Raw genomic sequence first — 11,777 nt, 5'->3', positions numbered from 1 at the left:
GGATGTCCTGTGATCGTGGGTTCGAGGAGCCGGTCGGGGGCCGGCGCGGAGGGGAGGTGCCGCCCCAGCCCCCGGCCAGGTCATTGCTGCTGGATCAGCCGGTCGAAGTCGGGCGTGGACGGGAGGACCCCGTAGTCGACGGCGAGTTCGGCGAGCTCCTCCAGGCTGTCGCGGTCGAGATCGAAGCTGTAGACGGGGAACGGCACCGAATCGGCGACCGCCTCGGGCAACTCCAGGTTGTCCTTGATGGCCTGCCGCACCTCGTCCTCGTTGGCCGGGTCGTTCGCCCAGTCGAGCGTCTCGCGCATCGCCGTGGAGAAGGCCTCGACGAGTTCGGGGTCGTCCTCCATGAGCTGGCTGGTGGTCATCACGGTGAGCGTGGCCAAGCCCGGCAGCACGTCCTGATAGGGATACACGACCAACGTGTCGCCGCCATCGACCAGCTGGGTGACGAACGGCTCGGGCACCCAGGCGGCGTCGATGTTGCCCGCCGCCAGCTGACCGGGCGCGTCGGGGAAGGCGACCTCGACGAACTCGATCGTCGAGGGGTCGCCGCCGTCGGCCTCGACCGCCGCCATGATCGTCACGTCGCCCGCCGCGCCGAGGCTGTTTACCGAGACGCGCTTCCCGGCGAGGTCCGCCGGGCGCGTGATGCCGGAGGCGGCGGATGCGACGACGGCGTTCACGTCGGGGCCCTCTTCGTGGCTCGACGCGAAGTTGCCGATGATGGCCACCCCGAGGTCCTGCAGGTCGGCGCGGAACGGCCCGAACGGCTGGCCGATCGCGAACTGGACGTCGCCGCTGAGCATGGCGGGGATGGCCTGCGCGCCGCCCTGGGCGGGGAGCACCTCGACATCCAGGCCCTGCTCCTCGAAGAAGCCGGCCTCGATTCCCGCCCAGATGGCGGAGGTCTCGGTGATGGGGAGCGCCGCGACCTTCACGGCTTGCAGTTCGCCCGAGCCGGGCGATTCGCTTCCGCCTGCGTCAGCATCGGAATCGGTGCACCCGCTGAGGGCGAGTGCGGCGATCGCCGCAGCGGCGACCGCGATCAGACTTCTCTTCATTGATGGAGCCTCTCGTTGACGACAGTGGCGTCAGCGCGGCGGTCGCGCGGTGCGGTGCATCCGTCTCGCTGCTTTTGCTTCATTGCTTCGCACCCGTCGGCACGCCGTCGTGTGACAATGCCCATCGTTGAGCTCCTCAACGATTTTGTCAAGCAATTTGTGACGGTCGTCACGACAATGGTGAATGACCGACGAAGCCAGGCCTACCGAAGAGGTCGTCGGGATCCCGGGCGCGCCGCTCAGCCGGCGAGGCGCCGCCTGGTCACGAGGCCGCTCAGCCCGTCGCTGATCTCCGCGATGTGCGCCCGCATGCGCTCCTCGGCCGCCGGCCCCAGCGCGTCGTACCGCTCCACGAACAGTCGGCGTGTGGACCGCTGGGGCCACTCCTCGGGGAGGAGCTCGGCCGGCAGTCCGACATCGATGGTTCGGAACTCCTGCCAGGCCAGCATCAGACGCGACCGCGCCGACAGGGCAGCGGCGCCGCTGCTGCCGGGTGCGGGGGCGGCGGCCGCGAACTCGCGGTACTCATCGCCGATGGCCGCGAGGTCCCACGCGCTCTGCGGTCCGCCGGGGAGCGACGTGTCGAGGCGCGCGCGCATCGACGTCACGCGGTCGACGCCGATCTCCTGGAGCTGGGCCATCGCCCGCTCGGCGGAGTCGAGCGGCGAGATCCACACGCCGTCGTACAGCGGCGCGTAGCCCAGCCAACGCAGGCGCGAACGACTGAGATGCCGGGTGGCTCGCTGCGACTCGGGGATCGAGAAGGCGAGGACGCTCCAGAGGCCATCCCACTCGTACTGGATGCGCCCGAACGATTCCAACCAGGCCGACTCCTCGTCGACGATCTCCTGCGCGCGCGCGGTCAGCTGATGGGTGGTGCGGCGGCCTGCGCGTTCGACAGCGAGCAGGCCGATGCGGGCCATCCGGGCGAGGGCGGCGCGGGCGGCGCCCTCCTTCATGTCCAGGTCGGTCAACGCGCGGACGAGTGCCCCCGACGGCATCGGCTCGTCGACGTGCGACCAGTAGTCGCCGAAGATGGTCAGCACCTGCCTCGTCGACGATGCGCGGCGCCCTGGCGGACTCGCCTGACTCGGGATCGAACGGGGCACCCGCCCATCATTCCATGCGTGCCACCTCGAAGGGCCTGAGGTCGGACTCCACGGATCGGGCGGTGGCGAGGAGCGCCGGCACGAAGTGCGTGCGCATCCGGCTCAATGTGGTTCGAGAGGCGCTGGTGGAGACGTTGACAGCCGCGACGGCCCGACCGTGGCGGCCTCGGACGGGCGCGGCGACCGCGCGGATGCCCGCTTCGAGTTCCTGGTCGACGAGGGCCCAGCCGCGCGCGCGCACTTCGTCGAGTTCGGCGCGGAGTGCTGCGGGTTCCGGAGCGGGCGCGTCTCGCGCCGCGGCATCCAGCAGCGTCTCCACCGCGGCGTCCGGCAGGTCGGAGAGGAGCACGCGTCCCATCGACGTCGACCACGCCGGGAATCGCGTGCCGATCGTGATCCCGACCGACATGATGCGACGTGTCGCGACCCGGGCGACGTAGACGATCTCGCCGCCGTCGAGCACCGCGGCCGACACCGACTCGTCGAACTCGCGCGAGAGCCGCTCCAGGTGCGGCTGCGCGACCTCGGGGAGCGAGAGCGCCGAGAGGTAGGAGAAGCCGAGCTCGAGCACGCGAGGGGTGAGCGAGAAGCCGCGCCCGTCCGAACTGACGTAGCCGAGCCGCTCGAGGGTGAGGAGGAAGCGCCGCGCCGCCGCCCGGGTGAGGTCCGCCCGTCGGGCGACCTCGCTGAGCGTGAGCTCGGGATGCTGCGCGTCGAACGCGCGGATCACCCCGAGCCCACGGGCGAAGGACTGCACGAAGTCGCCAGCGGGCTCTGGTGCATGGTCGGCGGCGGGAGGCATCTCCGTCAGGCTAGCGCTCGAGCACCACGGCGAGCCCCTGGCCGACGCCGATGCAGATCGCGGCGACGGCGACTCCCCCGCCACGGCGCGCGAGCTCGTGGGCGGCGTGGCCGATGATGCGGCCCCCGGATGCGCCGAGCGGGTGGCCGATCGCGATCGCGCCGCCGTGGATGTTCACCTTCTCGGGGTCGAGGTCGGGCCAGAGTCGGAGGCACGCGAGGCTCTGCGCGGCGAAGGCCTCGTTCAGCTCGACGAGGTCGACGTCGGCCCACGTGCGTCCGGCGCGGGCGAGCGCACGGTTCGCGGCCTCGACGGGAGCGATTCCGAACACGTCGGGATCGTTGCCGTGCGCGGCCCGGCCCGTGATCCGTGCCAGCGGCTGGGCGCCGCCGAGGAGGTCGGACGCCGCCTCCGACCCGACGAACAGGGCCGACGCGCCGTCGGTCAGCGGCGACGCGTTGCCGGCCGTGACCGTTCCGCGGGGGCGGAACGAGGGCTGGAGCGGTGCGACGGATTCGGGAGAGGCATCCGGTCGGATGTTCTCGTCGCGGGTCAGGGCGACGCCGGGCACCGGCACGACCTCGCCGTCGTAGACTCCTGCGTCCCACGCGACGGCCGCGAGGCGGTGGCTGCGCACGGCGAACGCGTCCTGCTCCTCGCGGGTGATGCCGTAGCGGTCGGCGAGGATCTCGGCGGACTCGCCGAGGGGGATCGTCCATTGCTTCGGCATCCGCTTGTTGACGAGACGCCACCCCAACGTCGTCGAGTGCAGCGTCTCGTTGCCGGCGGGGTACTGGCGCTCGGGCTTGGGGAGCACCCACGGCGCCCGGCTCATCGACTCGACGCCGCCGGCGACGACGAGGTCGGCATCTCCCGTCTCGACGGCTCGGCTCGCCTGGATCACCGCCTCGACGCTCGACCCGCAGAGCCGGTTCACGGTCGCCCCGGGCACGCTGGTGGGCCACCCGGCGAGCAGCGCCGCCATGCGCGCGACGTTGCGGTTGTCCTCGCCGGCCTGGTTCGCCGCCCCGAGGAGGATCTCGTCCACCCGCCCCGGGTCGAATCCGTCATGCCGCGCCGCGAGCGCCTCGAGCGCCTGGGACGCGAGGTCGTCGGGCCGCACGCCCGCGAGGGACTTGCCGAAGCGGCCGAACGGGGTCCGGATCGCGTCGTAGACGTAGCTCGCGCTCATGCGAGGCTCCCTCCGAGGTGAAGGCCGGTGAGCCGCTCGAGCTCCTCGACCGTGTTGTCGCCGAACGCCTCCCGCACACGGAACCCGTCGGGAGTGACGTCGAAGACGGCGTGATCGGTGTACACGCGGGTCACGCAGCCGACGCCGGTGAGCGGGTACGTGCACGCCTCCACGAGCTTGGAGTCGCCCTGCTTGGTGAGGAGGTCCGTCATGACGTAGACGTCCTTCGCGCCGATCGCGAGGTCCATCGCGCCGCCGACGGCGGGGATCGCACCGGGCCGGCCGGTCGACCAGTTGGCGAGGTCGCCGGTCTGCGACACCTGGAACGCACCCAGCACGCACACGTCGAGGTGTCCGCCGCGCATCATCCCGAAGGAGTCCGCGTGGTGGAAGAACGCGGCACCGGGGAGCTCGGTGACCGGCTCCTTGCCGGCGTTGATGAGGTCGGGGTCGAGGTTCGCCTGGTCGGGCTTCGGCCCCATGCCGAGCAGCCCGTTCTCGGTGTGCAGGATGATCTCGAGGTCGTCGGGCAGGAAGTCCGCGACGAGCGTGGGCGCGCCGATGCCGAGGTTCACGTACGAACCCTCGGGGATGTCGGCCGCGATGCGGCGGGCGAGCTCGTCGCGCGTGATGCGGGTGGTCATGGGATCTCCTCCCCCGCGTCTGCGTCTGGCCTGCCCTCGAGGTCGACACCGCCGACGAAGGCGCCGTCGCGCAGCCATGGGCGCTCTCCGACGGCGACGACGCGATCGACGAAGATGCCCGGCGTGATGACCGACTCGGGGTCGAGGGCGCCCAGCGGCACGAGCTGGTCGACCTGCACGATCGTCGACCTGGCGGCGGACGCCATCACGGGTCCGAAGTTGCGCGCCGTCTTGCGGTAGACGACGTTGCCCCACCGATCGGCACGGTGACCGCTGATCAGCGCGTAGTCCGCCTGCAGGGGAAACTCCAGCACGTACTGCCGACCGTCGATCGTGCGCGTCTCCTTGCCCTCGGCGAGCGGCGTGCCCACGCCCGTCGGGCAGAAGAACGCCCCGATGCCGGCGCCGGCGGCCCGGATGCGCTCGGCGAGGTTCCCCTGCGGAACGAGCTCGAGCTCGATCCTCCCCTCGCGGTAGAGGCGGTCGAACACCCACGAGTCGGACTGTCGCGGAAACGAGCACACGATCTTGCGCACGCCACCGGTCGCGAGCAGCGCTGCGAGTCCGGTGTCGCCGTTGCCCGCGTTGTTGTTGATGATCGTGAGGTCGCGGGCGCCGTGCGCGATGAGGGCGTCGATGAGCTCCACGGGCTGCCCTGCCCGGCCGAACCCCCCGATCATGACCGTCGCGCCGTCGGGGATGTCGGCGACGGCCGAAGCGGCATCCGGCACGGTCTTGTCGATCATCGGCCGCTCCTCTCGATCCGAGGCGTCCGCGCCTCGCTCCTCAGTCGTGCAGTGGTGTTCGCTGTGCGAACATGTGTTCGTTCTACAAACAGAGTACCGAAGGCGCGCGGGAACCACCAGCCCCCCGGTGCGAGGTGGAGCGTCTGAGGCTCAGTCGCCGTCGGAGGCGAAGACCTCGCTCGCGACGTGGAAGGCGGCGTTCGCGGCCGGCACGCCCGAGTAGATCGCGCTCTGCAGGATCACCTCGGTGATCTCCTCGATGGTCAGGCCGTTGCGGCGGGCAGCGCGCAGGTGCATCGCGAGCTCATCGTGGTGTCCGTGCGCGATCAGTGAGGTGAGCACGGCGATCGACCGCGACCGACGGTCGAGGCCGGGACGCGACCAGATGTCCCCCCAGGCGACGCGCGTGATGAAGTCCTGGAAGTCGGCGGTCAACGCCGACGTCCTGGCGATCGCGCCGTCGACGTGGGCGTCCGACAGTACTTCCCGTCGCACGACCATGCCCTGGTCGTACCGCTCCTCGTCGGAGAGTCCTCCACCGGCCGGTCTCATCGTTCCTCCCGAAAGAACCTCAGAAGCACCTCGGCGCTCGCCGACGGCTGTTCCGCGGGGGGCAGGTGTGCGGCGTCCTTCACCTCGGCGATGCTCCCGTGGGCGACGCCCTCCGCGATCTCGATCGCCTTCGCCTCGGGCGCGACCGCGTCGTACTCGCCCCATGCTGCGAGCACCGGCGTCGTGATGGCGCCGAGCTCCGCGCGAACGTCGTAGTCGGCGAGCGCCTCGCAGCACAGCGCATAGCTCTCGTCGTCGGCATCCTGCAGCGCGTGCAGCAGCCGCCCCGACAGCCCCGGGCGCCGCTCGATCGAGCCGGGCGCGAACCACCGCTGCGCCGAGCCGATGATGACGCTCGAGGTCGACTGCCCCCGTACCTGCGCCGCGCGCTCGTGCCAGCCGCTCGGCTCCCCCAGCTGCGCCCCCGATGCGACGATCGCCGCGCGGACGAGGAGCTCCGGATGCCGGAGCGCAAGCGTGAGGCCGACGGCTCCACCGAGCGACACCCCTGCGTAGCGCACTCGATCGGCGTCGAGACGTCGGATCGCGTCGGCCACGGCGTCGGCGAGGTCGGCGACCGAGAAGGCCTCGACCGCGGCGCTCGACGCCCCATGCCCGGGCAGGTCCCACGCCGCGACCCGGTACTCGGCGGCGAGCACGGGCACGACGTCCTCCCACAGGATGGTGGAGGTCCCGAGGGACGGGCCGAGCACCACGAGCGGTGCGCCGTCGCGCCCGACCGGGTCGGTCATGGCGATGCCCGGCAGGGTCATGGCCGGATCCCCTCCTGTCGTGCGTCCCGTATGGCATCGTCGGTGAGCCTTCCGGCCAGGCCGAGGTACGCTGCGGGGTCGACCAGCGCGTCGACGTCGATGTCGGATGCCTCGGGCTGGGCTCGGACGAGCGCCGCGAGGTCTGCCCCGCCCGCGGCATCCGAGATGAGCGCGTCGAAGCGGCGCCTGCCGACGAGCGGCACGAGGACGATCGACAGGCGCTCGCTCACGATCAGGCCCCCGGTCAGGGAGAGGTTCGCACGCGCGCGCTCGGGATCGAGGGTGAGGCCCTCGGCGACCACGACGGCTCGGTCCGACGCACCGAGCGCCAGGCGCATCAACTCCTGGAGCGCGGGCCACTCGGCGTGCCAGGCGCCGTCGGGCCGTTCGTCGACGGCGAGGCCGGCGGCGAGCTGAAGTTGCGCGGCGAGCCCGGGGGCGCGCATGGCGGCGGATCGGATCAGCACGGCGCCGACGGGGTTCTGCTTCTGGGGCATGGCGCTCGAGCCCCCGCCGGCGGAGACCGAGGCTTCGCCGACCTCGGTACGTGCGAGTGTCGCGACGTCGGACGCGAAGGTGCCGAGTGCCGCGACGACGGCGGCGAGCGCGTCGCCGTACTCGGTCACCGGCCAGCGGTCGGTGTGCCACGGGGCGTCGGGCGCCTGCAGGCCGAGTTCGACCGCGAACCGCGCGGGGAGCGCCGCGGCCTGATCGGGCCCGAACGCCTCGACGAACGACGCGAGCGTGCCGCCCGCACCGCCGAGCTGCGCCGGCAGCCGATCGGCGACCTCGGCGAGTCGATGTCGCGCCCGCACGATCGCGCGCAGCCAGTTCGCCGCCTTCAGGCCCAGGGTGGTCGGCACCGCGTGCTGGGTGAGGGTCCGTGCGGCGGCGGGGTCGTCGCGATGTCGCGCTGCGAGCACCAGGAGCGCTGCTGCCGCGCGACCGAGCCGGTCGGTGATCGTCGCCGCCGCGTCGCGCGCGAGGGTCATGAGCGCGGAGTCCATGATGTCCTGGCTCGTCGCCCCGCGATGCGCCCACGCCGCGGCATCCGGATCGGCCTGCGCGATGCGGGCCCGCAGGAGCGGGATCAACGGGATCACCGGGTTGCCGCCGGCGACGGAGTCCCGCGCGAGCGCCCGCAGATCGAGGTCGTCCCAGGTGCGCGAACGCACCGACTCGACCGCGGCACCGACCGACGCCGGGGCGAGGCCCTGGTCCACGAGCGCCCGCATGAGGGCGAGCTCCGCACCGACGAGATGGCCGACGAACGCCCGATCGGATGCCTCGTCCGCCGCCGGCACCGACACCGGCGACAGCAACCCGACATCGAGCGGGTGCGACCGCCCGGCGATGGATCCGTCGTCAGAATGCAAGGAACACGGTCTCCTTCGCGCCCTGCAGACGGATGTCATGGTGCAGGTGGCCATCGGGCGTGCGCGTTGCGACGAGCGTAGCGCGCTCCTCAGGCGGGAGGGAGGACAGCAGCGGATCGGCCGCCAGCAGCTCCTCGTCGTCGGGAAGGTAGATGCGCGTGTGGAGCTTGTCGGGCAGGCCGCGCGCGTAGACGATCGCCGCGAAGAACGGCGCCCTGCCGTCGACGGCGCCCGGGTTGACGGTCCAGAACTCGTACCAACCCTCGTCGGTCGTCGCCGACCGGCCGAAGCCCGTGAAGGTGTGGCCGTCGCGGCGCAATGCCCCGCGGTGGCGCGACACGACGCCGTGGGCGTCGGCGCTCCAGATCTCGACGAGGGCGTCGGGAATCGGATGACCCGCGCCGTCGTAGACCGTGCCGCCCAGCACGATCGCACCGGGGCTGTGCGGGAAGACGACCTCGTGCATCCGGGGGTACTCGACGCCGAACGCGAAGAACGGGCCGACCGTCTGGCCGGGCGTGGGCTCCAGGATCCGCTCGGGCATCAGTGCTCCTCCTCCCGCTCGAACCGCGTGGCATCCGGCCCGTCGACCACGATGTCCCACCGGTAGCCCATCGAGAACTCGGGCACGGTCAGGTCGTGGTCGTAGACGCCGATCAGCCGATCCCGGTCCCGCTGCCGCCGGATCGTGTTGTAGATCGGGTCCAGCGCGAACAGCGGGTCGCCGGGGAAGTACATCTGCGTGACGAGACGCTGGGTGAACGCGCTGCCGAAGACCGAGAAGTGGATGTGCGCGGGTCGCCACGCATTCACATGGTTCTTCCACGGGTACGGCCCCGGCTTGATCGTCGTGAAGCGGTACTCGCCGTGCTCGTCGGTGATCGCGCGGCCCGCGCCCGTGAAGTTCGGGTCGAGGGGGGCGGGATGCTGGTCGCGCTGGTGGATGTAGCGCCCGGCCGAGTTGGCCTGCCAGATCTCGATGAGCTGGTTCGCGAGGGGGCGACCCCACGAGTCGAGCAGGCGCCCCTGCACCGTCATCCGCTCGCCCTGCGGCTCGCCGGAGTGCTGCAGGGTGAGGTCGGACTCGATGGCCGCGACATCCCGCTGCCCGTATGCGGGCGACCACAGCTCGATGGTCTCGGGGTCGACCAGCCGCGGGTTCTTCGTGGGGTGACGCAGGATGCTCGATCGGTACGGCGGGAAGTCGACCAGCGTCATCGGCACGCGCCGGCCGCCCGCCTCGAGGGCATCGGCCTGCTCGTGCGTGGCGCGGATCTCCGCGGTGATCTCCGCCTGCGACGCCTGGTCGGGCGCCGCCAGCAGCGACTCGGGCGCCGCTGCGGTCTCTGTGGTGCTCATGGATGTCCCCTTCGACACGTGTATTCATGGTGACCGATGACCCCACGAGCCGTCCCGCCGATTCCCATCCAATGGGAATGCTCATGCAGATCTGTGTCAGTCTGAAGTCATGGCGAACTCCCGCTCGGGCGACTCCGTCACCGAACGACTGGTGCGCGTGCTCGAGACCTTCACGGCGACGCGCACGGTGCAGACGGCCGCCGAGATCGGTCGGCGATCCGGGCTGCCCATCTCCACCGCGCATCGCGTCGTGAACGACCTCGTCGTCGCCGGCCTGCTCGAACGCGACGACGACCGCCGAGTGCGGATCGGCATGCGGCTGTGGGAGCTGAGCACCCGCAGCTCGCATGCGCTGCGACTCCGCCAGGCCGCGCTGCCCTACATGGAGCGCGTGCAGCTGCGCGTGCGCGAGCACACCCAGCTCGCCGTGCTGGAGAAGGACGAGGCGCTGTTCATCGAGCGGCTCTCGGGCGCGGAGTCGGGATCCAACATCACGCGCGTCGCTGGCCGACTCCCGCTGCACGCGTCATCCTCAGGCCTCGTGCTCCTCGCCTACGGCACGCCGGAGCTGCAGGAGCGCATCCTGCAGGCGCCGCTCGTGCCGCTCAGCCGCGAGACCATCACCGACGCCGGCGTGCTCCGACGCAAGCTCGCCGAGGTGCGCACCCTCGGCCACGCGATCGCGCCCGGCTACATCGAGGCGGTCTCGACGGGCGTCGCGGTGCCGATCCGCGACGAGACCGGGGCGGTCGCGGCGGCGCTGTCGGTCGTGCTCCCCCGCGATGCGGCACCGGATGCCGCGCTCAGGGAACTCCGCCGGGCCGCAGCCGACACCGCCGCGGCGCTGGGCTACCGACGCTGACGACCTCCGACGTCCGACGGATTCCCATTCATCGGGAAGCTCGAATCCACCGAGGCCCCGCCCCCGGACAATGGCTGGGCACCCGAGATCCGTCGAAGGAGACGCCATGACCGAGACCCGCACCCGCGTGGGCATCATCGGAGCCGGCCCGGCCGGCCTGCTGCTGTCGCACCTGCTCGCACAGGCGGGCATCGAGTCGATCGTGATCGACTCGCGAACGCGAGACGAGATCGAGCACACCATCCGCGCCGGGATCCTCGAGCACGGCACGGTACGGGTGCTGTCGGAGTCCGGCGCGTCCACCCGCGTGCTGACCGACGGGCACCGGCACGACGGGATCGAGCTCCGATTCGCGGGCGAAGGGCACCGCATCGACTTCCGCGGACTCACCGGCCGGAGCGTGTGGCTCTACCCGCAGCACGAGGCGCTCAAGGACCTCATCGCGACGCGCCTGGAGCACGGCCAGGACCTGCGCTTCGGGGTGACGGCGTCGCACATCGACGACTCGGATCCCGCGCGACCCGTGATCGTCGCCGCGGACGCCGACGGGCAGCGGCTCGAGATCGCTGCGGAGTTCGTCGTCGGTGCGGACGGATCGCACAGCGTCGCGCGAGCGGCCGTCACCGGCTCGCAGACGGGCGGCTACTTCCGCGAGTACCCGTTCGCGTGGTTCGGGATCCTGTGCGAGGCTCCGCCGAGCGCGCCCGAGCTCATCTACAGCAACTCCCCCAACGGCTTCGCGCTCATCAGCCAGCGCAGCGCCACCGTGCAGCGCATGTACCTGCAGTGCGATCCCGAGCTGGACCCGAGCTCGATGAGCGACCGGCAGATCTGGGACGACCTCCAGTCCCGCGTCGACGGCCACACCCTGATCGAGGGGCCGATCTTCCAACGGGACGTGCTGCGGTTCCGCAGCTTCGTGGCGCACGAGCTGCGGAAGGGTCGCGTCGCGCTCGTGGGCGATGCGGCGCACACGGTGCCCCCCACCGGGGCGAAGGGCATGAACCTCGCGATCGCGGACGTGCTGCTCCTCAACGAGGCGCTGCTGGCGCTCCTCCTCGAAGGTGACGAACGAGCGCTCGACCAGTACGCGGATGCCGCACTGCGTCGCATCTGGAAGGCGCAGCACTTCTCGTGGTGGATGACGAGCATGCTGCATGTCGCGCCCGATGCGACGGATTTCGACCGCCGTCGCCAGCTCGGCGAGCTGAACATGGTCGTCGAATCGGAGGCCGGACGGCGCTACCTCGCCGAGGCGTACACCGGCTGGCCCACCGACAAGGCATGAGCGCGTAGCT

The 11,777-nt window shown here is 71.4% G+C and carries 13 protein-coding genes; 2 read left to right on the top strand and 11 right to left on the bottom strand.

The window, feature by feature from the left end; translation table 11 throughout:
- Positions 1–80: 80 nt before the first annotated feature.
- The 11 genes from ASG80_RS01735 to pcaH all read right to left on the bottom strand — a co-directional run bounded on the left by ASG80_RS01735 (position 81) and on the right by pcaH (position 9,617).
- A complete protein-coding gene (locus ASG80_RS01735; RefSeq protein ID WP_056727810.1) occupies positions 81–1,064 on the bottom strand; it encodes an ABC transporter substrate-binding protein in 984 nt (327 codons plus the stop codon).
- 239 nt (positions 1,065–1,303) lie between these two features.
- A complete protein-coding gene (locus ASG80_RS01730) occupies positions 1,304–2,110 on the bottom strand; it encodes a PaaX family transcriptional regulator C-terminal domain-containing protein (protein WP_056727809.1) in 807 nt (268 codons plus the stop codon).
- Between the two features lie 70 nt (positions 2,111–2,180).
- Positions 2,181–2,975: an IclR family transcriptional regulator C-terminal domain-containing protein gene (locus ASG80_RS01725; protein WP_056727807.1), complete on the bottom strand. Its 795-nt coding sequence runs from the start codon at positions 2,973–2,975 to the stop codon at positions 2,181–2,183.
- Positions 2,976–2,985: 10 nt separating this feature from the next.
- Entirely contained in the window at positions 2,986–4,167 is a 1,182-nt protein-coding gene (locus ASG80_RS01720) for a thiolase family protein (protein WP_056727805.1), read from the bottom strand.
- On the bottom strand, positions 4,164–4,811 hold the full coding sequence (locus ASG80_RS01715; RefSeq protein ID WP_056727802.1) for a 3-oxoacid CoA-transferase subunit B: 648 nt from the start codon (positions 4,809–4,811) through the stop codon (positions 4,164–4,166). Before ASG80_RS01715 ends, ASG80_RS01720 begins: the two co-directional genes overlap by 4 nt.
- Positions 4,808–5,557: a 3-oxoacid CoA-transferase subunit A gene (locus tag ASG80_RS01710; protein ID WP_056727800.1), complete on the bottom strand. Its 750-nt coding sequence runs from the start codon at positions 5,555–5,557 to the stop codon at positions 4,808–4,810. The genes ASG80_RS01715 and ASG80_RS01710 overlap by 4 nt, the downstream gene beginning before the upstream one ends.
- 150 nt (positions 5,558–5,707) lie before the next feature.
- On the bottom strand, positions 5,708–6,109 hold the full coding sequence (gene pcaC / locus ASG80_RS01705) for a 4-carboxymuconolactone decarboxylase (protein WP_056727797.1): 402 nt from the start codon (positions 6,107–6,109) through the stop codon (positions 5,708–5,710).
- Complete coding sequence (locus tag ASG80_RS01700) at positions 6,106–6,882, bottom strand: alpha/beta fold hydrolase (RefSeq protein WP_056727795.1); 777 nt, start codon at positions 6,880–6,882, stop codon at positions 6,106–6,108. Before ASG80_RS01700 ends, pcaC begins: the two co-directional genes overlap by 4 nt.
- Positions 6,879–8,258 carry a lyase family protein gene (locus tag ASG80_RS01695; protein WP_235507959.1) on the bottom strand — a complete coding sequence of 460 codons (1,380 nt, stop codon included), beginning with the start codon at positions 8,256–8,258 and terminating at the stop codon, positions 6,879–6,881. The genes ASG80_RS01700 and ASG80_RS01695 overlap by 4 nt, the downstream gene beginning before the upstream one ends.
- Positions 8,248–8,802, bottom strand: coding sequence for a protocatechuate 3,4-dioxygenase subunit alpha (gene pcaG, locus ASG80_RS01690; RefSeq protein ID WP_056727793.1), 555 nt, complete (start codon positions 8,800–8,802; stop codon positions 8,248–8,250). Before pcaG ends, ASG80_RS01695 begins: the two co-directional genes overlap by 11 nt.
- Positions 8,802–9,617: a protocatechuate 3,4-dioxygenase subunit beta gene (gene pcaH, locus ASG80_RS01685; RefSeq protein WP_056727791.1), complete on the bottom strand. Its 816-nt coding sequence runs from the start codon at positions 9,615–9,617 to the stop codon at positions 8,802–8,804. Before pcaH ends, pcaG begins: the two co-directional genes overlap by 1 nt.
- 109 nt (positions 9,618–9,726) lie before the next feature.
- Here pcaH and ASG80_RS01680 point away from each other — a divergent pair, with 109 nt between their 5' ends.
- Both ASG80_RS01680 and ASG80_RS01675 read left to right on the top strand, forming a co-directional pair.
- Positions 9,727–10,479: an IclR family transcriptional regulator gene (locus ASG80_RS01680; protein ID WP_056727789.1), complete on the top strand. Its 753-nt coding sequence runs from the start codon at positions 9,727–9,729 to the stop codon at positions 10,477–10,479.
- Between the two features lie 106 nt (positions 10,480–10,585).
- The gene (locus ASG80_RS01675) at positions 10,586–11,767 is read left to right on the top strand and encodes a 4-hydroxybenzoate 3-monooxygenase (RefSeq protein ID WP_056727786.1); all 1,182 of its coding nucleotides are present in this window, start codon (positions 10,586–10,588) and stop codon (positions 11,765–11,767) included.
- The last annotated feature ends 10 nt before the right edge of the window (positions 11,768–11,777 follow it).

The organism is Agromyces sp. Soil535 (genome assembly GCF_001428255.1).
GTDB lineage: Bacteria > Actinomycetota > Actinomycetes > Actinomycetales > Microbacteriaceae > Agromyces.
Note: the sequence above shows the minus strand (reverse complement) of the source record. Positions and strands in the feature narration are given on the sequence as shown.